Source organism: Parafannyhessea umbonata, assembly GCF_900105025.1.
Lineage (GTDB): Bacteria > Actinomycetota > Coriobacteriia > Coriobacteriales > Atopobiaceae > Parafannyhessea > Parafannyhessea umbonata.
This window is the reverse complement of the sequence record NZ_LT629759.1, coordinates 115,012-137,959: the sequence shown is the minus strand read 5'-3', so window position 1 is coordinate 137,959 and position 22,948 is coordinate 115,012. Positions and strand designations below refer to the sequence as shown.

20 protein-coding genes are annotated in these 22,948 nt (G+C 67.0%); 10 read left to right on the top strand and 10 right to left on the bottom strand.

Annotation, left to right across the window (positions count from 1 at the left end; translation table 11 throughout):
* Window positions 1–329 precede the first annotated feature (329 nt).
* On the bottom strand, window positions 330–641 hold the full coding sequence (locus BLT96_RS00700; protein WP_090861186.1) for a glutaredoxin family protein: 312 nt from the start codon (window positions 639–641) through the stop codon (window positions 330–332).
* Between the two features lie 227 nt (window positions 642–868).
* Here BLT96_RS00700 and BLT96_RS00695 point away from each other — a divergent pair, with 227 nt between their 5' ends.
* Window positions 869–1,696, top strand: coding sequence for a beta/alpha barrel domain-containing protein (locus tag BLT96_RS00695; RefSeq protein WP_197674372.1), 828 nt, complete (start codon window positions 869–871; stop codon window positions 1,694–1,696).
* A 130-nt stretch (window positions 1,697–1,826) separates the two neighbouring features.
* On the opposite strand, the gene BLT96_RS00690 is transcribed toward BLT96_RS00695, so the two are convergent.
* Entirely contained in the window at window positions 1,827–3,278 is a 1,452-nt protein-coding gene (locus BLT96_RS00690) for a glycoside hydrolase family 32 protein (RefSeq protein WP_090861185.1), read from the bottom strand.
* A 146-nt stretch (window positions 3,279–3,424) separates the two neighbouring features.
* Between BLT96_RS00690 and BLT96_RS00685 the strand changes: the two genes are divergently transcribed.
* The 3 genes from BLT96_RS00685 (at window position 3,425) to BLT96_RS00675 (ending at window position 7,791) form a co-directional block, all read left to right on the top strand.
* Window positions 3,425–4,408 carry a LacI family DNA-binding transcriptional regulator gene (locus BLT96_RS00685; protein WP_090861184.1) on the top strand — a complete coding sequence of 328 codons (984 nt, stop codon included), beginning with the start codon at window positions 3,425–3,427 and terminating at the stop codon, window positions 4,406–4,408.
* A 359-nt stretch (window positions 4,409–4,767) separates the two neighbouring features.
* Window positions 4,768–6,720 carry a PTS sucrose transporter subunit IIABC gene (locus BLT96_RS00680; RefSeq protein ID WP_090861183.1) on the top strand — a complete coding sequence of 651 codons (1,953 nt, stop codon included), beginning with the start codon at window positions 4,768–4,770 and terminating at the stop codon, window positions 6,718–6,720.
* 111 nt (window positions 6,721–6,831) lie between these two features.
* The gene (locus tag BLT96_RS00675; RefSeq protein ID WP_172824961.1) at window positions 6,832–7,791 is read left to right on the top strand and encodes a carbohydrate kinase family protein; all 960 of its coding nucleotides are present in this window, start codon (window positions 6,832–6,834) and stop codon (window positions 7,789–7,791) included.
* Between the two features lie 260 nt (window positions 7,792–8,051).
* On the opposite strand, the gene BLT96_RS00670 is transcribed toward BLT96_RS00675, so the two are convergent.
* The 5 genes from BLT96_RS00670 to BLT96_RS00650 all read right to left on the bottom strand — a co-directional run bounded on the left by BLT96_RS00670 (window position 8,052) and on the right by BLT96_RS00650 (window position 12,648).
* Complete coding sequence (locus tag BLT96_RS00670) at window positions 8,052–9,650, bottom strand: aminotransferase class I/II-fold pyridoxal phosphate-dependent enzyme (RefSeq protein ID WP_090861182.1); 1,599 nt, start codon at window positions 9,648–9,650, stop codon at window positions 8,052–8,054.
* A gap of 149 nt (window positions 9,651–9,799) precedes the next feature.
* Window positions 9,800–10,303 carry a pyridoxamine 5'-phosphate oxidase family protein gene (locus BLT96_RS00665; protein WP_197674371.1) on the bottom strand — a complete coding sequence of 168 codons (504 nt, stop codon included), beginning with the start codon at window positions 10,301–10,303 and terminating at the stop codon, window positions 9,800–9,802.
* An 88-nt stretch (window positions 10,304–10,391) separates the two neighbouring features.
* Window positions 10,392–11,213, bottom strand: coding sequence for a winged helix-turn-helix domain-containing protein (locus tag BLT96_RS00660; RefSeq protein WP_090861181.1), 822 nt, complete (start codon window positions 11,211–11,213; stop codon window positions 10,392–10,394).
* A 71-nt stretch (window positions 11,214–11,284) separates the two neighbouring features.
* Window positions 11,285–11,704: a peptide deformylase gene (locus BLT96_RS00655; RefSeq protein WP_090861180.1), complete on the bottom strand. Its 420-nt coding sequence runs from the start codon at window positions 11,702–11,704 to the stop codon at window positions 11,285–11,287.
* 95 nt (window positions 11,705–11,799) lie between these two features.
* Window positions 11,800–12,648 (bottom strand): HAD family hydrolase, encoded by an 849-nt coding sequence (locus BLT96_RS00650; RefSeq protein ID WP_090861179.1) that lies wholly within the window; start codon window positions 12,646–12,648, stop codon window positions 11,800–11,802.
* 210 nt (window positions 12,649–12,858) lie between these two features.
* Here BLT96_RS00650 and BLT96_RS00645 point away from each other — a divergent pair, with 210 nt between their 5' ends.
* The 3 genes from BLT96_RS00645 to glgB all read left to right on the top strand — a co-directional run bounded on the left by BLT96_RS00645 (window position 12,859) and on the right by glgB (window position 16,558).
* A complete protein-coding gene (locus tag BLT96_RS00645) occupies window positions 12,859–13,542 on the top strand; it encodes a tRNA (cytidine(34)-2'-O)-methyltransferase (protein ID WP_090864055.1) in 684 nt (227 codons plus the stop codon).
* Between the two features lie 151 nt (window positions 13,543–13,693).
* Entirely contained in the window at window positions 13,694–14,638 is a 945-nt protein-coding gene (locus tag BLT96_RS00640) for a DUF434 domain-containing protein (protein ID WP_090846576.1), read from the top strand.
* Window positions 14,639–14,686: 48 nt separating this feature from the next.
* On the top strand, window positions 14,687–16,558 hold the full coding sequence (gene glgB, locus BLT96_RS00635) for a 1,4-alpha-glucan branching protein GlgB (RefSeq protein WP_090861178.1): 1,872 nt from the start codon (window positions 14,687–14,689) through the stop codon (window positions 16,556–16,558).
* 19 nt (window positions 16,559–16,577) lie between these two features.
* Here glgB and pepI read toward each other — a convergent pair whose 3' ends face one another.
* Window positions 16,578–17,504, bottom strand: coding sequence for a proline iminopeptidase (gene pepI, locus BLT96_RS00630; protein ID WP_245719286.1), 927 nt, complete (start codon window positions 17,502–17,504; stop codon window positions 16,578–16,580).
* A 147-nt stretch (window positions 17,505–17,651) separates the two neighbouring features.
* On the opposite strand from pepI, the gene BLT96_RS00625 reads away from it, so the two are divergent.
* Window positions 17,652–18,173: a cysteine hydrolase family protein gene (locus tag BLT96_RS00625; protein WP_090861176.1), complete on the top strand. Its 522-nt coding sequence runs from the start codon at window positions 17,652–17,654 to the stop codon at window positions 18,171–18,173.
* Between the two features lie 19 nt (window positions 18,174–18,192).
* Here the strand turns inward: BLT96_RS00625 and BLT96_RS00620 are convergent, their stop codons facing one another.
* Window positions 18,193–19,095 carry an alpha/beta hydrolase gene (locus tag BLT96_RS00620; protein WP_090861175.1) on the bottom strand — a complete coding sequence of 301 codons (903 nt, stop codon included), beginning with the start codon at window positions 19,093–19,095 and terminating at the stop codon, window positions 18,193–18,195.
* A 203-nt stretch (window positions 19,096–19,298) separates the two neighbouring features.
* Between BLT96_RS00620 and BLT96_RS00615 the strand changes: the two genes are divergently transcribed.
* Entirely contained in the window at window positions 19,299–19,946 is a 648-nt protein-coding gene (locus BLT96_RS00615) for an HAD family hydrolase (protein ID WP_090846588.1), read from the top strand.
* A gap of 7 nt (window positions 19,947–19,953) precedes the next feature.
* Here BLT96_RS00615 and BLT96_RS00610 read toward each other — a convergent pair whose 3' ends face one another.
* The gene (locus BLT96_RS00610; RefSeq protein WP_157692077.1) at window positions 19,954–20,580 is read right to left on the bottom strand and encodes a TetR/AcrR family transcriptional regulator; all 627 of its coding nucleotides are present in this window, start codon (window positions 20,578–20,580) and stop codon (window positions 19,954–19,956) included.
* A 247-nt stretch (window positions 20,581–20,827) separates the two neighbouring features.
* On the opposite strand from BLT96_RS00610, the gene BLT96_RS00605 reads away from it, so the two are divergent.
* Window positions 20,828–22,948, top strand: coding sequence for an efflux RND transporter permease subunit (locus BLT96_RS00605; RefSeq protein ID WP_172824960.1), 2,121 nt, complete (start codon window positions 20,828–20,830; stop codon window positions 22,946–22,948).

Genomic DNA, 22,948 nt, shown 5'->3' with positions numbered 1-22,948 from the left:
GCGTACCGCACCCTTTCCGCCAGCGGCGCCTCGGGCCAGATGTCGCCTTTCACATGTCTGCACGCGAACTCGCACGGGGCGGGCGCTCCCGCACGCCAGAGCGTTGCCTCCGGCCGCGATCCGCGCTGCCAAACGCAAGCCGTCCACGCCGCCTTCCAGATGCCTTCCTCCCCTGCCGAGAAGAGCCGCCCCCCCTCCCCCAAACGGCGAGCGGCACAGCAAGGCGGGCGGACCCCCAACGGAGTCCGCCCGCCAAACCAGTCGATAGTACCAGTGCCGCACTCTACAATGCCGCGCGCGCCGGCGTCGCGCCCGGCAATCGCCCCACGCTAGTCGCACACGTGGCCGCCGCCGGGAACAAAGTGGCATGCGCCGCCGCCCTCGTGCTTCGGTGCGTCCGCGCCGATGCGACCGGCCAGGTAGTCGATGATGTCGCCGCTCTCGTACATTGGCTTGCCGTCAATCAGCAGGCACGGGCACTGCCTCTTGCCGCCAATGCGCACAAGGTCGTCGCCGTTCGTGCCCTGGGTCACGTCCAGGTGCTCGATCTGGATGTCGTGCTCGTCCAAAAACGCGTCCACCTTCGCGCAGAAGGGGCATCCGGGCAGGACGTAGAGCTTCAGGTCGTCAAAGTTGGCCATGGGGGGCCTCCCGTCGTTCGTGCCGCCCGCGCTCCGTGCGGGCGGCGTTCCGTTTCCTGCAGAACGTCTACCCAGAACCCCGCGGGGGCAAACGTGGCCAAACGTCGTTTGCAAAAAATGACTGTTTGGCGCCCCAAGAATTGGATATCCTAACGACCATAGTCACGCCGGCGGGACCGCCACCGCACAGGTGGCAACGCCCCTACACCTGAAGGGAAGGTAAACGCATGGTCACCACAACCCAGGACGAAGACCACGTCCCACGCATCACCGGCACGCTGCGAGCGCACTCCATTCAGGTCCCAGACGTCATCTACCAGGCCAAGGGCATGGTCATCATGGGGCGCCGCATCAAGTCCATCGTCTTCTCCACGGACGTCGCCATCATCCGCAACTGCAACGCGGACGCCGTGCTCGCCGTCTACCCGTTCACGCCGCAGCAGGCCATCTCGCAGGCCGTCATCAGCGCCGCGGTCAGCCCCGTCTTCGTGGGCGTCGGCGGCGGCACCACGCGCGGCATGCGCTCCGTCGTCATCGCGCAGGACGCAGAGGCCCAGGGCGCGTTCGCCGTGGTCGTGAACTCCCCCATGAGCAACTCCAACATCCGCCTCATCCGCCGCGTCATCGACATCCCCATCATCGCGACCATCGCCACCGGCGACGAGGACGTGCAGGCGCGCCTCGATGCCGGCGTCACCATCCTCAACGTCGCCGCCGGCGCCAAGACGGCCCAGGTCGTGCGCAACATCCGCAAGGACTTCCCCGCCGTGCCCATCATCGCCACGGGCGGACGCACGGACGAGTCCATACAAGAGACCATCCAGGCAGGCGCAAACTCCATCGTGTACACGCCGCCCTCGAACGCGCACATCTTCGGCGACATGATGGCGGAGTACCGCCAGCTCAAGACCAAGAACCCGGAGTTCCACTTCCGCACGTCGGACACAAGCCGCGATGCCGTGCACGACTTCTTCGAGCTGTTCCACGGCACGCACGCCGGCGCGGACGCAGACCTCGACGCCAAGCCGGGCCACGGGAACAATCGCGACAAGTAGCGCCGCGGGCCACGCAAAGCCACCCACACCCCTCATACGCCAACGGGCGAGAAGAGCGCACCCACGCACTTCTCGCCCGTCCTTTATCACGCCTGCCTCGCCGCCGCGGCCCCGCGGGCCGCGCTATGGCCTAGACCGAAATACCCCAAAGCGTCGCGTCAGCGCCGGGCGCGTCCACCTGCACGCGATAGCGGTCGGGATAGTAGCGCGTCGACATGCACAGCTCGCCGTCGTTCGCGAACACCTCCACGGATGACGCGTCGCCCACCACGCGAAGGTTCCGCAGCTCCGGCAGCGGCTCCCAGCGCTCCGTGCGGCCGCAGCCGGCGTCAGAGCGCTCCGTGCGTCCAAACGCCATGCTCAGCCGGCCGTCGCGCCACGTGAGCGCAAGCTCGTCCGCCAGGGTCACGCGCACGTCTTTCGTACAGGCACTCGCGTCCAGCACCAGGTCAAACGCCGTGCGACCCTCAACGTCCAGAACGCCGTCCACAGAGCGAACCTCGTCCGTGCGGCGCGCGTCCAGCTCGCGCACCGGGGCCTGCCTCACGCGCCCGCCCGCAAGCGTCACCTCGCGCGGCAGCGTGAAGCAGTGCTGCCAGCCCGCCGCGACCGTCGGGTCGTTTCCGTACGTTGGCTCGTCCGGGATCCCCATCCAGCCAATCAGTATGCGTCGGCCGTCCTCCGCGGCAAACGTCTGCGGCGCATAGAAGTCGAAGCCGGCGTCCCACAGGGCAAAGTCGCCCAGCTCGCAGCGGCCCGTAACATCGCCCTCCAGCGTGAAGTAGCCGGACTGGTACACGTTCCTGCGCTCCCAGTCGCCGCCCTCAAGCCCCTGGGGAGAAACGCCCAGCACCTCGGCCGACCCGCCCTCTCCGTCGGAAAGCTCGAAGTAGTCCGGGCACTCCCACATGTAGCCAAAGCGCGTGGGCGTGGTCACGCGGCTCATAAGCTCCCAGTGCGCCAGGTCGTCGGAGCCAAACACCAGCACCTCGCCCCAGTCGTCGTCGCGGCGGGCACCCTGCACCATCAGGTAGCGCCCGTCCTTCTCCCACACCTTCGGGTCGCGCACGTGGCAGGTGTCGTCCGTGGGGTAGTCCGCGTTCGTCATCACCACGCGCTTGGGCCCGTGCGCGTCGCCGTCCTGCGTCGTCACCCACACGGTGTTCGCCTCGCGGCCGGTGCGCACGTAGTCGTAGCCGTCCGCGTCCTCAAGCTTCACGTTGCCGGTGTAGAACAGCTCCATCCGCCTCCGGCCGTCCACCTCGCGAACGAGCGCGCTTCCGGAGTACACGCCAGAGCAGTCCGCCGGCTGGTCCGGAAAGAGCGTCACGCCGTGGTAGTCCCACGTCAGCAGGTCGCCAGACGTGGAGTGCCCCCACATCTTCACCCCGCCGGACGCGTTGAACGGTGAGTACTGAAAGAACGCGTGGAACGTCCCGTCCACCTGGCACAGCCCGTTCGGGTCGTTCAGCCAGCCCACGGGCGGCATCAGGTGAAACCCCTGCGCGTATCGGCCGTGCCTCGCCGCCCCCTCCGCGCCAATGCGCAGCGCGTCGAGGTCGCGCTCAAGAGCGTTGGACATGTGTTCCTCCTCGCAATCGACTTTGACAGGAGCCACCTTGATGTCACATCATACTGGTATCGGTCTCACATTGTGGGCGAGAATCGCCGCGGCCACGGCCGCCACGCCCCCGCCACAGCACGTCACCCAACGCGGAAGGAGCGCCCGTGGACATCAACTCCATAGCAAAGCTCGCGGGCGTCTCGCGCGCCACGGTCTCGCGCTACCTGAACGACGGCTACGTCTCCGCCGAGAAGCGCAAGGTCATCGCCCGCGTCATCAAGGAGACCGGCTACGTGCCGTCCCAGCAGGCCCAGACGCTGCGCACCGGCAAGACAAACATCGTCGGCGTCATACTCCCCAAGGTAAACTCGCACGCGGTCTCGCGCATGCTCGCCGGCATGACGCTGGAGTTCAACGACGCCCACTACCAGACGCTGCTCGCCAACACAAACAACAACAAGGACACCGAGGTCTCCTACCTGCAGCTCTTCGCGGAGGGCAACCAGGTGGACGGCATCATCCTCATCGCGACCGTGCTCGACCAGGAGCACCGTCGCGCGCTCGACGCGTTGCGCGTGCCCGTCGTCATCCTCGGCCAGGACATGGAGGGCTGCTCCTCAGTCTTCAACGACGACTACCGCTCCATGCTCCAGCTGTGCCGCAAGGTGCTTCCAAACAGCGCCCACCCCGCGTACATCGGCGTGACGCAGGAAGACGTCTCCGCAGGCCAGGAGCGCCGTCGCGGCTTCCTGGACGCCTGCGCGGAGCTCGGGCTCGACGTTCCCGCGGACGCCATGGGCACAAGCCCGTTCTCGCTCGACGGCGGCTACGAGTGCGCGGAGTCCCTCATGTCCCGCCATCCGGAGCTCGACACGTTCGTGTGCGCCACGGACGTCATCGCGTTCGGCGCCCTTACGTGCGCGCGCGAGTACGGTCGGCGCGTGCCAGAGGACGTGCAGGTCACGGGCGTCGGCGACAGCGAGCTCACGCGCGTCGTCACCCCCACCCTCACCTCGATCCACCACCACTACCAGACGTCCGGCCGCGAGGCCGCCAAGCTCCTGATCGAGGCCATGACCGGCAAGGACGTGGTCCCACGCGAGATTCGCATGTCCTACGGCATCATGATGCGCAACTCCACGCGCTAGCCCCCGCACCACCGCTCCCCCCACCTCCGCCCAAACGCGCCGCATCCCCGCCGCCCGTTCCAAACGCTATGGGAACTATCCCATATCTTCCAGCTCATCCGCCATGCCGTGGCGCCAGGCGAGAAGAACGCGGTCTCCTTTGTCTTCACAGGCTCGCCACGAAAACCGTTCCATACACCGAGCATTTCCTACCGTTCGTCCGTCTCAACCGCTGATGCTGACTCCTCTGCCTTCGGCAAGGCGTTTCATAGTGAGTTGTGAGAACGATTTCACATGCCATGCCACCTTCTGGGAGCACGGTTCGCCCCCAAGGCACGTGGAATCGCCGTCGGGTACCAAGCCAACCTTGGGAGGGAACCATGGCATTGGACTACAAGGAAGCCGCGCGGCAGGCACTAGAGGCCGTGGGAGGGGCCGACAACGTCGTCTCCGCAGCCCACTGTGCCACCCGTCTGCGTCTCGTGATCGCGGACAACGGCAAGATCGACAAGGACAAGCTCGAGGACGCCCTCGGCGCAAAGGGCAACTTCGAGGCTGCCGGCCAGCTGCAGATCATCTACGGCACCGGCACGGTCGACAAGGTGTACGACGAGTTCGTCAGCCAGGGTGGCATCACCGCGGTCAGCAAGGCCGAGGCGAAGGAGGAGGCCGCCAAGCAGGGCAACGCCTTCCAGCGCGCCATCAAGGTCCTCTCCGACGTCTTCGTCCCCATCATCCCCGCCATCGTGGCCTCCGGCATGCTCATGGGCATCATGGGTGCCCTCAGCTACATGGGCACCCCCGTCGCGGACGGCGGCGCCGGCTTCTTCATGCTCGACCAGAACACCGTCTGGTGGCGCATCGCGAAGCTCATCAACGCCTGCGCCCTCGCAAACCTGCAGATCCTGCTCGGGTTCAGCGCCGCGACGGTCTTCGGCGGCAACCCCTACCTCGGCGCGTCGTTCGGCGCCCTGCTCATCAGCTCTGACTTCATCAACGCGTACAGCGCGAGCGATGCCATCGCCAAGGGAACCATGATCACGCTCGACGTCATCCCCGGCCTCTACAGCATCGACTGGGTCGGTTACCAGGGTCACGTCATCCCCATCCTCGTCGGCGTCTGGATCCTCTGCTTCTTCGAGAAGCGCCTCCACAAGGCCGTGCCCGAGATGTTCGACCTGTTCGTGACCCCGCTCGTCTCCGTCTCCCTCGCCGCCTACATCACGATTCTCTTCATCGGCCCGATCTTCGTCTGGCTCGAGAACTCCATCCTCGGCCTGCTCATGTTCCTCCTCAAGGTGCCCCTGGGCATCGGCTACATCGTCATCGGCCTCATCTACAGCCCGTCCGTCGTCACCGGCCTGCACCAGATGTACACCGCCATCGACGTCTCCATGCTCGCGAAGTACGGCGTGACCTACTGGCTGCCCATCGCCTCCGCGGCCAACATCGCCCAGGGCGGCGCCTGCCTCGCCGTGGCGCTTCGCACCAAGTCCGAGAAGACGAAGTCCCTCGCGGTTCCCTCCGGCATCTCCTGCCTGCTCGGCATCACCGAGCCCGCGATCTTCGGCGTGAACCTGCCTAAGATCAAGCCGTTCGTCGCCGGCATGATCGGCTCCGCGTGCGGCGCCCTGTGCTGCTACATCTTCAACCTCGCGGCATCCGGCACCGGCGTCACCGGCATCTTCGGCATCCTGCTCTGCATCGCCCAGCCCATCCAGTACGTCATCATGTTCGCCGTCGCCTTCGGCGTCGCGTTCGGCATCACCAGCACCATCTACAAGGACGAGGACAAGGCGAAGTCCGCAAAGAAGTCCGATGCCCCGAAGGCAGCCGAACCCAAGGCCATGGTCGCCCCGCAGGTTGACGCCTCCGCAGCGAACGCCACGACGCTCGTCTCGCCCATGACCGGCACCGCGCTTCCCCTCTCCCAGGTGAGCGACCCCGTGTTCGCGAGCGAGTCCATGGGCAAGGGCGCTGCCGTCGAGCCCACCGAGGGCGCCATCTACGCCCCGTGCGACGGCAAGGTCACGCTCGTGGCCAATACCGGCCACGCGCTTGGCATGATGTCCGACGACGGATGCGAGGTCCTTCTCCACATCGGCATCGACACGGTCGAGCTGAAGGGCGCGCCGTTCACGGTCCACGTCAACGCAGGCGACCACGTGAAGGCCGGCCAGCTCCTGATGGAGGCCGACCTCGACCAGATCAAGGCCGCCGGCAAGGCCGCGACCACCATGGTCATCGTCACCAACTCCGACGACTTCAAGTCGATCGAGGGAACCTCCGGTGCCGTCGTCGCCGGTGCCTCCCTGGTGAAGCTCTCCAAGTAACCGCTCATCCAAGTCCATGCCGCGCGTCCCGCCCCGGGCGCGCGGCATGGCATATCCTTACGGTCGGTCGCGACGTTGCGACCGACCGACGCAGACAGAAGGGATCTGGGCATGTACGACGTAACCGCGCTGGGCGAGCTGCTGATTGACTTTACGGATGCCGGGATGTCGCCCTCCGGACAGAAGCTGTTCGAGCGCAACCCCGGCGGCGCCCCCGCAAACGTCCTGGTGGCGCTGCAGAGGCTCGGCCACTCCACGGCGTTCGTGGGCAAGGTCGGGTGCGACATGCACGGCGACTTCCTGCGGCAGACGCTCGAAGAGAACGACGTCGACTGCTCCGGCCTCGTGAGCGACCCCGACCACTTCACCACCCTCGCGTTCGTGGCGCTCGACCCCACGGGCGAGCGCACGTTCTCGTTCGCACGCAAACCCGGCGCTGACACCCAGCTGCGCCCGGAGGAGCTCAACCGCGACGTACTGCAGAACACGCGCGTACTGCACGTGGGTTCGCTCTCGCTCACCGACGAGCCCGCCCGCTCCGCCACGCTCGAGGCGCTGCGCATCGCGCGCGACGCCGGTGCCACCCTCTCGTACGACCCCAACTACCGCGCGTCGCTCTGGCCGTCCGCCGAGGTCGCCGCGCAGCGGATGCGCTCCGTCGTGGACATGATGGACCTGGTGAAGATCTCCGCGGAGGAGACCGGACTCCTCACGGACGAGTCCGACCCGATCGAGGCGGCCCGCAAGATCCTTGCGCAGGGACCCAAGGTCGTCGTGGTCACGCTCGACGCGGATGGCGCTATGGTCGTCACGGCCGAGGGCGCGCGCATGGTGCCGAGCTTCCGCGTGGACGCGACGGACACCACCGGTGCCGGCGACTCGTTCTGGGGCGGCTTCCTGTGCGCGCTGCTCGACTCCGGCAAGGACGTCCGCGACCTCACGCTGGACGACGCGGCCTCGTTCGCGCGCTTCGGCAACGCCGTCGCCTCCCTCTGCGTGCAGGGCAGGGGCGCCATCCCCGCCATGCCGCCGCGCGACGCGGTCGAGGGCGTGCTCGCCAACAACGCCTAGCGCGCCGCACGGCTTCCCCACCAACCCCCTGTCAGCCACGCTTCACCCACACGCCAAGCGGGCGAGAAGGACGAGGTCACGTCCTTCTCGCCCGCCTTTTGCATGCGTTGCCCCCCTGTAGTTAAAAAACCGAGTACCTCATTTGTTCGGTTTCGTTACTTGAGACATTTTCGTACGCCCAATTCGTTCGGTTTTCACGGGAAAAGAAGAGCGCCATGCCCAGCCGGACATGGCGCTCGCTTGGTTACATCCCCCAGGACTTATTGGTGGTAGTAGCCGAGGAAGTCCTCGAGGGCGTCCATGGCATCGTGTAGCGTGTGCTTGCGCGGCAGGTAGACGATGCGGAAGTAGCCGGGCGTCTCCCAGTTGAAGCCCTTGCCGGCCGTCACGAGCACGTGCTTGTCCTTCAGCAGGTCGAGCGCGAACTGGTCGTCGTCCGTGATGTGGAACTTGTCCGGGTCCAGGCGCGGGAAGATGTAGAACGCGGCCTCCGGCTTGGTGACGGTGACGCCATCCATGTGCGAGAGGCGGTCGTACACGTACTCGCGCTGCTCGTAGATGCGGCCGCCCGGCTTGAGCAGCTGCTGCGAGCGCTGGATGCCGCCCAGGCAGGTCTGCACGATGGACTGCGCGGGCACGTTGGAGCACAGGCGCATGTTGGACAGCATGTTGATGCCGTCGATCAGGTCCTTGGCGATGCGCTTGTTGCCCGAGAGGCTCATCCAGCCAATGCGGTAGCCCGCGACCATGTGACTCTTGGAGAGGCCGTTGAACGTAATGCAGAAGAGGTCGGGCGCGAGGCTCGCGATGGAGACGTGCTCCTTGCCGTCCATCACCAGGCGGTCGTAGATCTCGTCCGCAAAGATCACGAGCTGGTGCTCGCGCGCCACGTCCACGATCTGCTGCAGCACCTCGCGCGGGTACAGGGCGCCCGTGGGGTTGTTGGGGTTGATCACGACGATGCCCTTGGTGCGCGGCGTGACCTTGCTCTTGATGTCCTCGATGTCGGGGTACCAGTTGGCCTTCTCGTCGCAGATGTAGTGCACGGCCGTGCCGCCGGCCAGCGTGGCGCACGCGGTCCACAGCGGGTAGTCCGGGCTCGGGACCAGGATCTCGTCTCCCTCGTTCATGAAGGCGTTCATGGCAAGCTGGATGAGCTCGGACGCGCCGTTGCCGGTGTAGATGTCCTCGACGTCCACGTTGGGGATGCCCTTGAGCTGGTCGTACTGCATGATGGCCTTGCGCGCGGTAAAGAGGCCGCGGCTGTTGGAGTAGCCCTCGCAGTCCGTGAGCTGGTCCTGCATGTCCTTCACGACCTCGTCCGGCGTGCGGAAGCCAAACGGGGCCGGGTTGCCGATGTTGAGCTTGAGCACATGGATGCCCTGGTCCTCCATGCGGTAGGCCTCGTCCAGGACGGGCCCGCGGATGTCGTACAGGACGTTGTCGAGCTTGTGGGACTTCGTGAACTGACGCATGGAGCTTCCTTCCCCTTGCCTGCCGGCGGCAGTGCCCTTCTCCATCGTTTTCGTGCCCATCGAGCCCTCTTCGGGCTCCCGTCTTTCCTCCCCGCGCGGTGCCGACTGTGCGACGGCATCGGGCGTGGCAGCCTCTTGCGCAACCGCCTCTGGCTGCGACGCGGCCTCGCCCTCCGCAAGCCACTCCTCGCTCACGCCCAGCGCCTGGGCGAGAATGACCACCGCCTGGGCCCGAGGCGTCACCTTGCCGCTGAGGTACTGGCTCAGCTGGCTCTTGCCGAGCTTGTGGCCCTGCTCCGCCGCGATGCGGATGAGGTCCGACTGGCGGAGGCCGCCCTTCTCCATCGCTTCCGCAAGCCGATCGCTGAAGAGGTTGTGGGACATGTCCGACCTTTCGAAGTTCAATTTCAATCTAACGCAGATGTCCGTAGTTCAATTCTTAAATTGAACTACGGACACTTTAGCACAACGATTTTGAACTCATGGGTTCAATTTTATCGACACGCTGCCAACGCATTTGAGCGGTGGGGGTCCTACTTGCGCATGTGGGCCTTTGCGGTGAGCGCGTCTGCGGGAATGTGCGCGCGTATGACGGCGACGGGCTTGGCCATGAGGCGGGTGATCGGGAAGCTGCGGCCCGTCTGCTGGCGCATGAGGAGCCTGAGGGCGTGGACTTTCTCGTCCTCGTCCGTGACCAGGGAGGCCGTGCCCTCGCCCATGACGCTGGAGTAGAACGAGCCGTACTTGCAGGCCTGATCGTAGGGAGTGCTGCCGCCGTCGTCCAGATCGACGTCGCACTCGAGCTCGACAAAGCACGGGGCGCCTGCGCCTATCACGTCTATCTTGCGGCCGCTGCGCGCGGAGTGCATGTACAGCGTGAGGTCCGCGCCGGCGTACTCGTAGCAGTAGTGCAGCGGCACCACGTATGGGTGGCCGCCATCCACGAGCCCCAGGTGCACGATGCGCGCCGCCAAGAGGATACGCTCGATCCTTTTGGGATCGGTGACGGAACGGTCCTTCCTGCGCATTGCCTTCATGGGAGCCTCCTGGCAGTTGGCTATCGGCGGTTGGCGTTTGACGGCCGGTGGTTCTTGCTCGTGGTTTGCGACGCGCGCCCGCCCGGGCCTAGGACAGGAAGCCCAAGTACTCGTCGAGCACGTTGAACAGCATATCACCGGATGCGACGGACACCTCCGCCGTGCTGCGCGAGATGCGCGCGTGGGTGTACAGGTCGCGGGCGGACGTGAGCACGAGCGCCGCGACGACGTTGTACGTGGGGCCGAGCACGACCTCAAGGTACGGCACGTACTTTGCGGCCTGGTCGACCTCTGCCTGGTCGATGGCGTCCTTCATCTTGAACTCGAGGCTGAACGCGTAGCCCGGCCGCGCGGACGCGGGAGGCCCTGGCGCGCCCGTGGCTGTGGCCGCTGACGTGGGCGGCACCAGCAGCAACACGTCCGCGTAGATCCGCACGTGGCGTGCGCGGCGTATGCGCAGCTCGAAGCAGAGCTCCCAGCTGGTGGGGTCCGGCGACCCCAGCTGGCGCAGGTCCGAGAAGAGCGAGGCCATGGTGTCGTGGGTGTCCAGAAACGAGTGGAAGAGTCCGCGCGCGTTATTGAGGTTGCGCCCGATGCGCGCGCAGCCGCGCTTGAGCTCGGCCAGCCACGCGTCGCGGTCCTGCGCGAGGAACTCCCCCACCGTGCCGTACCAGCCACAAAACTCGCCGAGGCCGTGATGCGGGACCGTCTGCCCGATGAGGCCGTACCACAGGTAGGCGTCGTCGCGATAGCAGAGGTCCCGCACAAAGGGCGACGCGTACAGGTAGCGGTTGACCGTCGTGCGGTCGATGCCGAGCCTGCGGGCGACGTCACGCGCCCTCAGGCCGTCCTCGCTGCAGATGAGCGAGTAGATCGCACGCTCGTTGGCGTCTGCGACTGAGGATGGCACGTTCTTCTCCCTTGGCGCTTTTGCGGGTTGGCACCTTGCCGGGCGCGCGCCGGCCCCGCGGATACGGGCCGCTAGACCAGCTTGCCCTGGCAGTGGTCGCACATGTGCTGGATCATCTGGGCCTCGAAGCCCGTGTAGTCGCGGCGGCGCGGCTTGAGCTCGCCGTCGACCAGCTCGTCGAAGCTGACCTTCACCTTCTGGTAGCGCGTGACCTTGGACGGCTCGTCGCGCGTCATGCAGCCCTCGACCATCTTCGCGGCGCGCAGGCCCATCATGATGCGGGGGTTGTAGAGCACGTGGTCCTCCCCAGCATCATCCTGGAAGACGACGACGGCCTTGGTGACGCCGATCTGGTTTGCGGCGAGGCAGCCGCAGTCCTCGAGCGAGTGCATGGTGTCGATGAGGTCCTGCGCGACGGGCGCGTCCTTTGCGGTGGCGCGCTCGCACCTCTTGGAGAGGATCGCCTCGTCCTTGCAGAGTTCCTTGATCATGTGGGCTCCTTCCCGGCCGCGTTTGCGCGGCCCCAAGGCGCCCGTGCGGCGCCGTGTACGTTTCGACAGTCGTTTTGACAGTATATCCGTTGGTGCTAGCGCGCGGCGCAAAGCGACCCCTGCGCACGAAGCGTCCGCACCACGTGGCGCGGCACGGCGTACGTGGCGCACGACCCGATGACGGTGCCGGCGGCGCGCTTGGCCGCGGGCGAGCCGTTTTCCGTGGCGTACGCGTGCCTGAAGCGCTCCAGCATCACCACGTCGTTTCCGCCGTCGCCGTAGACGGCCACCTCGTCCTCCGCGATGCCCAGGCGCGCGGCCAGCCACGCGAGGGCCTCCCCCTTGTTGACGCCGGCGGCCGTTATCTCGAACATGCACGGGTCGAACGGCGCGTTGGTGGCGACGTCGGCATGCCGGGCGAGAAACGCGTGGACGTCCTGGGCGAGGCCCGGTCCCTGGAGGTGGGCGTTCACCTTCAGCACGTCGAGCGAGGCGAGCTGGGCACGCGTGACGTTATACACGTGCTCCGGAGGCCCGACGAGCCCCGGCGCGCGCATGAGGAGCCGCCGGGCGAGCGGCGCGTTGCCAAAGGACGCGCGGTGCTGCTCCAGGCTCTGCAGGTGGTAGGTGTGCGCGACCGTCACGAACTCGAGCGGCGCCGTGGGAAACGCCGCGGCGAGCTCCTGCACGAAGGCGGGATCCAGACTGCGGGTGCGGATGGGGGCGCCGCCCTCGTCCAGCACGATGGCGCCGTTTGCGCACACGACGCACACGTTGCCCGCAAAGCCCATCTGGCGGCCGCTCCTGAGCGTGCGCCCCGTTGCGAGCGAGAAGCGCAGGCCAGCCTGGCGCACGCGGGCTATGGAGCGCAGCACCACCGGGTCCGTGCGGTGCAGCGCGTTGAGGAGGGTGCCGTCGAGGTCCGACGCGAACAGCCTGATCATGGTGCCTCCCTCCCGGATGCGCCGTACTCGGCCACGCGGCTTGCGCGCGGGCCGACGGCGCCGTCACGTCACGATACCACTGCGGCGGCGCGGCGTGCGCGCGCAGGGGGAATGCGCCTATGATGCTGGGACGGAGACGCGCGCCATGGGGCCGCGTAGATGGCCGCGGGCGCGCAGGGCGCGCGCCGGGCGGGACGGGAGGCATCGCTGGTGTTCAACATCGTGCTCTACGCGCCGGAGATCCCGGCGAACACGGGAAACATAGGGCGCACGTGCGTGCTCACGGGATCGCGCCTGCACCTGGTGGAGCCCCTGGGCTTTAGCCTGGACAGCCGCATGCTGCGCCGCGCCGGCCTTGGCTACTGGCCAAACCTGGACGTCACGCGCTATGCCAGCTGGGACGAGTTCCTGCGACGGAACGGCCTTGCGGGCGGGGACGACGGCGCGCGCGGCCAGGGTGACGGAGCCGCGACCGCGGGCAACGCGCCCGCAGGCACGCCCGGGCTGCATCTGCTGACGAAGAAGGCGCGACGCACGTACGCCGAGTCCACGTACCGCGACGGCGACTTCCTGGTGTTTGGATCCGAGAGCACCGGCATCCCCGAGCAGGTGCTCGCCGCGCACCCCGCAAGCTGCGAGCGCATCCCCATGCTTCCGGACGCGAGGTCGCTCTCCAACCGCGACGCGTGGGCCGCGCACGAGGCCTCGCTTGGGGACGCGGCCGCGAGCGCGGGGGCCGGCGCTTCTCCCCTTGCGCGGCAGGACATCTGCGGCAACTTCGTGAACGTGGACGACTGGCGCATAAGCGCGCTCAACCTCTCGAACGCGGTCGCCGTCGTGCTGTACGAGGCGCTGCGCCAGACGGGATTTGCGGGCATGGGCGCAGGCGCGTAGGCGGCACGTCCAGGCGGCGCGCGTGCCGCGCACGCCGTGCGGAAAGCCTGCCGAGCGGCGTGTGGGAAGTTGCGCCACGGCACACGGGCGGGCGCGCGATGGGTAGACTAGGAGTATCCGTGCGAAACGCCGGCAAACCAAGGAGCATCCCATGTCATACGACATCACCCATAGCAACGAAAACGCAAGCGACGGCACCCTGACGGACGGTGCGGCCGCGCCTCGCCGCGGGTACCAGCCCACGGACGAGAAGGACTTTGGCACGGAGTCGATGGAGACCCTGCAACGCGCGGCGGCCGAGCTGTCGTTTCTGCTGGACCGCGGCTACCCGCGCGAGACGGCCGTGGAGTTCGTGGGCAACCGCTACCAGTTCACCACGCGCCAGCGGCTGTTTCTGAACCGTGGCGTGAGCGGCGAGGCGAAGCGGGCCGCGCGCGCCGCGAAGCACCTGAAGCTCGAGGACCTGCGCGGGCGCGACGTGTGCATAGACGGCTTCAACGTGATCGTGCCTCTCGAGGTGGCGCTCGTGCGCTCCCCGCTCATCCGCGCGCAGGACGGCGCCATCCGCGACCTTGCGGGCATAAACGGCACGTACCGCTCCGTGGAGCAGACGATGCAGGCCATCGACCTGGTGCTCGACCTCCTGACCGAGGCGCAGGTGGCATCGGCCACGTTCTACTTCGACCGCCCGGTGCGCAACTCCGGCCGCCTTGCGAAGACGATAGCGGACTACGTGCGCGCCCTGGCAAACATCCAGCCCAACCTGCCCAAGGTGCAGGCGGCCCTCGTGGACAACGTGGACAACGAGCTCGCGGGCCGCGCGTACGTGGCCACGAACGACAGTGCGGTGATCGACCACTGCCAGAGCTGGGTGAGCCTGGACGCAGCGGCGCTCGACCGCGTGGACGACGCGTGGGTGCTGGACGCCATCGCGCCGGACGAGGACCCGCTGTACCCGGACCCCGCGCGCGACATCCTGGAGGCGGACGCCTCCACCTTCGGCACGAGCGCCGCGTCGGACGAGAAGGGCCCCGCGAGCCGCATCCCGATGATCCCCATCAGCGTACAGGACCCGGGAGACACGTTCCTCTCGTAAGAGACGCGCCCCCCTGCCGGGGAGCCCCACCCATAAGGAAGGAAGAGCATGGACATCCAGAACTTCTATCGCGGCACCGAGTTCTATGCGCAGGACCACCTGGGCGCGCATGCCACGCCCGGCGGCGTCGTCTTCCGGACGTTCGCGCCCGCGGCGGACGGCATCGTCGTGCTTCTGGACGACGGCCCGCACGAGATGCACCGTGCGCAGGACGGCAACTTCTGGGAGGCGGAGGTTCCCGGCGCCAAGGCGGGCGACCACTACGAGTACCGCATCTACCACGGCGGCGGCTACGTGGACCACGCGGACCCGTACGCGTTTGCGTCAGAGCTGAGGCCGCGCCACCGCTCCATCGTGTGGGACCTCGCCTACGAGTGGGGCGACGCCGCGTGGATGGAGGGGCGCACGCGGCGCAACCGCCAGCTGGACGGGCCCTTGAACGTGTACGAGATGCACGTGGGATCGTGGCGCAAGCGCTCCGGCGACAAGCCCTCGGACGACCCGGCGGACTGGTACACCTACGAGGAGCTGGCAGAGCCGCTGGCGGAGTACCTAAAGGAGGCCGGCTACAACTACGTTGAGTTCATGCCCCTGTGCGAGTACCCGTTCGACGGATCGTGGGGCTACCAGCCCACGGGGTTCTTCAGCCCCACGAGCCGCTACGGCACGCCGCAGCAGCTCATGCGCCTAGTGGACACGCTGCACCAGGCCGGCATCGGCTGCATCCTGGACGTGGTGCCCGTGCACTTTGCCACGGACGCGTGGGGCCTCGCCAACTACGACGGCACGCCGCTCTTCGAGTACCCCAACCGGGCAGTGGGCGTGAGCGAGTGGGGCAGTCACAACTTCATGTACAGCCGCGGGGAGTCGTGCAGCTTCATGCAGAGCTCCGTGAACTTCTGGCTGGGCTGCTACCACTTCGACGCGGTGCGCATGGACGCCATCAGCCGCATCATCTACTGGCAGGGCGACGAGTCCCGCGGCGTGAACAACCAGAACGTCGAGTTCATGAAGCGCCTGAACTCCGGCGTGAAGTCGCTCAACCCGGGCACGTTCACCATCGCGGAGGACTCCACGGACTACGAGGGCACCACCCGCCCCGTGGAGCAGGGCGGCCTGGGCTTCGACTACAAGTGGGACATGGGCTGGATGCACGACACGCTCTCCTACTTCCAGCTTGACCCGTACTTCCGCAGCGGCAACTACCACAAGCTCAGCTTCAGCATGATGTACTTTAGGAACGAGCGCTACCTGCTGCCGCTCAGCCACGACGAGGTGGTCCACGGCAAGGCCACCATCGCCCAGAAGATGTGGGGCGAGGGCGACCTCAAGTTCCCGCAGGCGCGCTCGCTGTACTGCTACATGATGGTGCACCCCGGCAAGAAGCTGAACTTCATGGGGTCCGAGGTGGCGCAGCTGCGCGAGTGGGACGAGCGCCGCGAGCAGGACTGGTTCATGCGCAAGTTCCCCAAGCACGAAGCGTTCTACCGCTTCTGCACGGACCTGAACCACCTGTACCTGGACCACCCGGCCCTGTGGCAGGAGGACTACGCCGAGCACGGCTTTACGTGGCTGGACGTCGCGTCCACGGAGCGCTGCACCTACGCCATCGAGCGCCGATCGGCCGCGGCGGACGAAGGCGCGAACGCGCCCGCGGGCGAGAAGGACGGGGGCGCGCAGGCGCAGCCGGCGACGGGCGAGCGCATCGTCGCGGTGCTGAACCTCTCTGGCGCAACCCAGGAGGGCTACGAGGTAGAGGTGCCTGGCGCGGCAAAGGCCGAGGTCCTTCTCGACAGCGACTGGGACGTGTACGCCGGCACCACGCCGCGCGGCACCGAGGCCGTGGCGCTGGACGCAAGCACGCACGTGCTCACGTGCACGCTGCCGCCGTTTGCGACCGTGATCCTGAGCGTGGCGTAGCGGCTGCCCGCCGGGCCGGCTAGTCGTTTGCGGCAAGCCACGAGCGCATCATGCGCAGGTAGCGAGGGGTGTCGTCCGCATAGCACATGTGGCGGCACCCCTCGAACAGCTCCCAGCGCGCGCCGGGGATGCCGTCCGCCATGGTCTTGGCAACAAGCGGCGTGCACAGGTCGTCCGTGCCGCTCACCACGAGGGTGGGCACGTGGATCTGGTCCAGCCGGTCCGTGTAGTTCCAATCGCGCAGCGTGCCCTGCGGCGTGAGTTCGTTGGGACCCCACGCCGTCACGTACGACTCCGTGCCGCTGCGCTTGGGGCGACGCAGGCACTCCGGCGCGTCCGGACCGTACGCGAGGTCCGCGCAGTGCAGCTGCATGTAGTGGTCGATCGCGCGCTGGTACGCCTCGCCCTCGAAGCGGCCGGTCTCCTCGGCGCGCTCAAGCGCGTGCCACTCCTGCTCGGGAAGCATCCTTGCCATGCGGTGCTGCTCGCGCCCCCACAGCTGCGAGGACGGCAGCGTGCTGCTGAGGGTCGCGCTCAGCACGCCGGCGGGCTGGCGCTCCACCAGATACGTTATCTCGAGCATGCCGCCCCACGACTGCCCCAGCAGATGGAAGCGGGTGAGCCCCAGATACGCCACGAGCGCCTCGAGCTCGTCCACCCAGGTCCTTGCGCGCCACAGCTCCGGGTGCCCCTCCACGTACGAGTTGCCACAGCCCAGCTGGTCGTAGCTTATGACGGCGCGGCCGTCGGCGGCCAGCGGGTCAAGCAGCTCCATGTAGTTGTGCGTGGAGCCCGGCCCTCCGTGCAGGCACACAAGCGGCGCCTTGCCCGCGGCAAGCCCCGCCTGCACGTCGCCCGCGACGCGAAAGTACGTTTGCCACTCGCCAAAGGGCATGTAGCCCTCGCTCACCTTCACGCCCGCCCTTGCGGTAGCATCGTCAGACACGCCAGCCCCCTCACGCCGTCGCGGCGTCCCCCACGGACGCCCGCGCGATGCCATTGTAGCCGCCCGCGCCGCGGTCGCGCGGCACGCGGTAGCATGTCGGTAGCAAGGGACGCGGGCCACGGCGGCCCGCCCGCAGAGGGAGGCACCATGCGCAGAATCCTGATCGTGATCGACATGCAGAACGACTTCATCGACGGCGCGCTCGGCACGCCGGAGGCCCAGGCCATCGTGCCGGCCGTCGTGCGGAAGATCCGCTCGTACCCCGCGTGCGACGTGTTCGCCACGCGCGACACGCACCCCGCAGACTACCTTTCCACCCAGGAGGGCACGTATCTGCCCGTCCCCCACTGCATCAAGGGGACGGACGGCTGGCGGCTGCGGTCGGAGGTCGCGGAGCTCGTGCCCGCGGACCACGTGTTCGACAAGCCCACGTTTGGCTCGACGGAGCTCGCGCGCGCCGTGCGGCAGATGGCGCAGCACGAGGAGCTGCAGCTTGAGCTCGTGGGCCTGTGCACCGACATCTGCGTCGTGTCGAACGCGCTCTTGCTGAAGGCCGTGCTGCCAGAGGCGCGCATCTCCGTGGACCCCGCGTGCTGCGCCGGCGTCACGCCGCAGAAGCACGAGGCCGCGCTCGAGACCATGCGCTCCTGCCAGATCCAGGGCCTGTAGCAGGGCTGCGCGGAGCGCGCTACGTCCGCGCGTGCCGGTCGAAGAACGCAAAGCCCGCGGCAAGGGCGTCGCGCGCCTCCGGCATACGGGGAAACATCTGGAAGGCGTGGGGACACCCGTGCCGAATGTCGAGCGCCGCAGGGTGTCCCGCCTCGCAAAGCCGCTGGTAGAGCACGCGTGCGTCATCCACCAGGCACTCCGTGTCAGATGCGGAGAGAAAGACCGGCGGCAGGCCCGCAAAGTCGCCGTACAGCGGGGACACCACGGGACTGCGCAGGAACGCCTCCGTGCATTCCGAGCCGCCATACACCATGCGGAGGGCGCCCTTCTCGACCGCGTCGCGCAGCAGGTAGTCCGTGGCGACGTTGGCGGAGTGCGACGGGAGGCTCTCCGCCTGCGTGACGGAGGGCGACAGCGCCATGATGCCTCCGGGCTGCGCCATACCGCGCTCCTTGAGCGCGAACGCGAGCGAGAGGGCCAGCGTGCCGCCCGCGGACTCTCCGGCGACGATCACGTCTGCCGCGTCGACGCCCCGCGCGAGTACGCCCTCCCACGCCGCGAGCGTGTCGTCGATCTGCGCGGGCCACAGGTGCTCGGGGGCAAGGCGGTAGTTGCAGCTCATCACGTTGCGGCCGTGCATGTCCGCGATGTACTGGCACACCTCGCGGCGCTCGCGCGCAGAGCCTGACATGTACCCGCCGCCGTGCACGTAGAGCACCCAGCCCGCGTTGCCCCGCTTCGTCAGCCGCTCGCCCCCCAGCCCGTTGAGGTCGATCTTCTCGACCGTCACGCCCTTGGGCGTGCGCGGCGGCCGCCTGGCAGGGGCGCCGTCCCGGTCTTCGTGCGTGTGCGCCTCCGGGGACGCGTCCCACGGCCTGTCCCTGAATATCGCGTTCATGAGCTCTGCGTACTCGCTGGGCACAGCTCCTCCTCACTCGCAGCGACGCCGCTACCCCTTATGTCATGACTTACCACGCAACTCAAATTATGAGCTATCTATATTTTGACTTAATCCATAAGTCGAAATATAGAGCGCACGCATCACGACTTGTCGCTCCCGAGCAAAACTCGTCGCCACGCTACAATGGACGCCATCACACCGGCACCACACCGACGGGAGACACCATGGCGATACCAAGGCCCACGCGCATACAGGCGGCGCTCTTCGACTTCGACGGCACGCTCGCAGACACGGAGCGCCTTGGCATCGAGCTCGACGACGAAGCCTACGCCCACTTTGGCATCACGCCCACGCAGGGCGAGAAGAACTCGCTCGCCGGGACCGACGGCCTCGAGTCGATCCCGGCCCTCTTCCGGGCACACGGCATGGACGTGAGCGCAGCGGAGTTCTTCGCGCACCGCCGCCCCAGCGACGTGATCTACGAGGAGATGCCGCTCGAGGCGTCCCCCGGCGCGCGCGAGCTCATGGGACGCCTGCGTGCGGGCGGAACGCGCGTGGCCGTCGTTTCTACCACGGAGCACCGCCTCGTCGTGACGGCGCTGGGACGCGTGGGCCTGCTGGACCTGGTCGACCTCGTCGTGGGCGGAGACGACGTCGCGCGCCACAAGCCGGACCCGGAGCCGTACGCCCGCGCGCTTAAGGCGCTTGGGGTCGCGGCGCACGAGGCCGTCGCGTTCGAGGACTCCCCCTCCGGCGTGGCGTCGGCGCAGGCCGCGGGCGTCCACACGCTGGGATACACAGGCTCGAGCGTCCCGCAGGACCTCTCCGCCGCGGACGAGCTCTTCTCGTCCTTCGAGCTGTTGGATCTCTAGCGCGGCGCTACGCCCCGTCCGCGCCGTCAGCGGCGTCCGCGGCGGTGCGCTCGCTCTTGCGCTGCCCCAGCACCACGCCAATCGCCTTGATGAACGCGCACAGGCTCTGGTTGAGGTCGTCTATCTCCTCGTTTCCGTACGCGCCCTCCAGCCATGAGGCGTACGCGTTGCGGATGCCCCCCAGCAGGAAGTCCACCGTCTCCAGCGGGAAGTTGCCGCCGTTGGGGTCCTCGCGCCGGGCGATATCGTGCAGGTGGCGCTCTATGCGGTCCATGAGCGCGCCCAGGAACGGCCCCAGGCGGTCGTTGTCCACGAGCTTGTGCGTGAGGGCGAGGTTGTCGCACACGAAGTTGCTTATCTGGCGCAGAAACGGCATCGGGTCCTGAAAGAACGCGTTCGTGACCAGCGGGTCTATGGAGGCGGAGACCTTCTCCGTCAGGTCTTCCATCGTCTGGCGCATCAGCTGGTCCACGCTGTCGAAGTGCGCGTAGAACGTGCCGCGGTTGAGGTCCGCGCGGCGCGTGATGTCGGATACGGTGATCTTGTCGTACGGCTTCTCGGCGATGAGCAGGGTCAAGGCCTCCTCAAGAAGGCGGACGGACCTCTGCGCGTTGCGGTTTCTGATGGCTTCCACGCTACCTCCCACGTGTCCCGGCACCAGAACGGTGCCACGTTCCTCTCGCACACCTGTGCGGCACTCTGTCGGGTTTTAAACACGATTCGAAATGCTGTTCAAAAAGCCAGTCTGCCGTGTGCCCGCCAGGTGCTTGGGTATTTTTCAACATGTGTATGTTCTACCACATGTGAGCGTCTTAGGACGGATGTTCGACCGGAGTAGCGCGACATACCGGCGAACGAGATCGAAAGGAGCGCCTGGGAGGATGGAGAGGCTGTTTCGCGGGATCCTCAGGCACCGCAGGGTGGTCGTCGGCGTGTTCGTGGTGCTGGCGGTCATATGCGCGTGCCTGATTCCGCAGGTTAAGATCGATGCGAACATGAGCGACTACCTTCCGCCGACGGCAAAGTCGTCGCAGGACCTGGACGCCATGAAGCGCGTCTACGGCAACGACATCACGAACGCGCGCGTCTACGTCACGGGCATCAGCCTGCCGGACGCCAAGGCCCTCGACAAGAGCCTCAAGGGCGAGAAGGACGTGATCTCTGTCACGTGGCTCGGCGACGAGGTGGACGTTGACCAGCCGCTCGAGACCCAGGACGCGGACACGATCGCCGACTGGTACGACGGCAAGGGCTACCTGTTCCAGGCCGTGCTCAAGTCGGGCGTGAAGCAGGGCCAGATAGACCACATACGCGCGCTCGCGAAGGCGGTGCCCGGCGCAAGGACCGTCGCGATCGACGGCTCGGCCGCGGACGACGCGGCCAACATGGCCACCATCAACACGGACATGGGCAAGATCATGACGATCGCCGTGATCGTGGTGCTCGTGGTGGTTGCGCTCAACACCACCAGCTACCTGCACCCCATCGTGATGCTCCTCACCATCGGCGTCGCGATCGTGCTCAACATGGGCACGAACGTCTTCCGCGGCACCATATCCTCCATCACGCAGCTCGTGGCGAGCGTGCTGCAGCTCGCGGTCTCCATGGACTACTCCATCGTGCTGCTCACGAACTTCGGCCGCGCGCAGCAGGAAACCGACGACCAGTTCGAGGCCATGGTGGCCGCCATGACCAAGTCGTTCCCCGTCATCCTCAGCTCCGCCGCCGTCACGTTCTTCGGCTTCCTCTCGCTCGGCGCCATGCAGTTCCTGATCGGTGCGGACATGGGCATAGCACTGGCCAAGGGCATCGTGTGCTCGTTCTTCTCCATCACGCTCCTGATGCCGTGCATCTTGTACGACATGCGCGGGCTCGTTGCGAAGACCATGCACAAGCCGTTCTTCCGCTCCTTCCGCCGCATGGCGAAGGTGTGCCACGCAGGCGCCGTGCCCGCGCTCGCGATCGCGGCCGTGCTGGCGGTGCCGGCGCTTCTGGCGTCGCAGTCCGTGAGCTTCACGTACGGCTCCGCGGCCAACATGTCGCCCACCTCGCAGGTCAAGATCGACGGCGACGTGATCGACAAGGCGTTTGGCGAGTCGCAGACCTGGGCCATCATGGTGCCGGCCGAGCACTGGGGCGACGAGAACGCCCTGGTGGAGGACCTCCAGAAGCTCCCCACCACCAAGAGCGTGCTTTCGTACTCCACCATCGCGAGCTCCGCCCTGCCCCGCCAGCTGGCAGACAGGAGCCAGATCAAGCAGCTCTTTAGCGGCGGCTACAGCCGCATCGTCCTCACGTCGCGCATCCCGGACGAGTCGAGGCAGGCGTTTGACCTGGTGAAGAGGGTGCGCAGCCTCTGCAGGGCGCGCTACGGCAGCACGTACCGCCTCGTGGGCAACGCCGTGAGCTACGCGGACATCAAGGCGGTCACGTCCGTGGACTCCACCACGGTGAAGCTCGCCTCGATCCTGGCAATTGGCGCCGTGCTGCTCGTGATGTTCAAGTCCCTCTCCATCCCCGTCATCCTCATCATGGCGATCGAGGTCTCCATCTGGATGAACGAGGCCGTCCCCTACCTCATGGGACAGACCATCAACTTCGTCGCGTTCCTCGTGATAGACGCCGTGCAGCTGGGCGCCGCCGTGGACTACGCCATCATCTTCACGGAGGAGTACCTGGCGCGCCGCAGGCGCATGCCCAAGGCGGACGCCTCCATCCAGTCCATCGAGAAGACCGCACAGCCCATCATGACGTCGAGCTCCATCCTGATCCTGGCGTGCCTGGGCATCTACCTCAGCGTGTCCAGCCCCATGATTCAGCAGGTGGGCATGCTCATCGCACGTGGCGCCCTCATCAGCGTCATCCTGATCTTCTTTGTGCTGCCGCTGCTGTTCACGCTGCTTGACGGCCTCGTGCGCGTAACCAGCCACAAGATCGGCTTCTATCGCGGCGACCAGAGCGAGCGGCCGGCGGCGTCCCCGGCGTCCCCGGCGTCCAACTAA

Coding starts and splice junctions, on each gene's coding strand:
- BLT96_RS00700 (WP_090861186.1), bottom strand. CDS start 641: ATGGCCAACTTTGACGACCTGAAGCTCTACGTCCTGCCCGGATGCCCC.
- BLT96_RS00675 (WP_172824961.1), top strand. CDS start 6,832: ATGTACGACGTAACCGCGCTGGGCGAGCTGCTGATTGACTTTACGGAT.
- BLT96_RS00680 (WP_090861183.1), top strand. CDS start 4,768: ATGGCATTGGACTACAAGGAAGCCGCGCGGCAGGCACTAGAGGCCGTG.
- BLT96_RS00625 (WP_090861176.1), top strand. CDS start 17,652: ATGCGCAGAATCCTGATCGTGATCGACATGCAGAACGACTTCATCGAC.
- BLT96_RS00690 (WP_090861185.1), bottom strand. CDS start 3,278: ATGTCCAACGCTCTTGAGCGCGACCTCGACGCGCTGCGCATTGGCGCG.
- BLT96_RS00695 (WP_197674372.1), top strand. CDS start 869: ATGGTCACCACAACCCAGGACGAAGACCACGTCCCACGCATCACCGGC.
- BLT96_RS00665 (WP_197674371.1), bottom strand. CDS start 10,303: ATGAAGGCAATGCGCAGGAAGGACCGTTCCGTCACCGATCCCAAAAGG.
- glgB (WP_090861178.1), top strand. CDS start 14,687: ATGGACATCCAGAACTTCTATCGCGGCACCGAGTTCTATGCGCAGGAC.
- BLT96_RS00605 (WP_172824960.1), top strand. CDS start 20,828: ATGGAGAGGCTGTTTCGCGGGATCCTCAGGCACCGCAGGGTGGTCGTC.
- BLT96_RS00640 (WP_090846576.1), top strand. CDS start 13,694: ATGTCATACGACATCACCCATAGCAACGAAAACGCAAGCGACGGCACC.
- BLT96_RS00655 (WP_090861180.1), bottom strand. CDS start 11,704: ATGATCAAGGAACTCTGCAAGGACGAGGCGATCCTCTCCAAGAGGTGC.
- BLT96_RS00615 (WP_090846588.1), top strand. CDS start 19,299: ATGGCGATACCAAGGCCCACGCGCATACAGGCGGCGCTCTTCGACTTC.
- BLT96_RS00670 (WP_090861182.1), bottom strand. CDS start 9,650: ATGTCCCACAACCTCTTCAGCGATCGGCTTGCGGAAGCGATGGAGAAG.
- BLT96_RS00650 (WP_090861179.1), bottom strand. CDS start 12,648: ATGATCAGGCTGTTCGCGTCGGACCTCGACGGCACCCTCCTCAACGCG.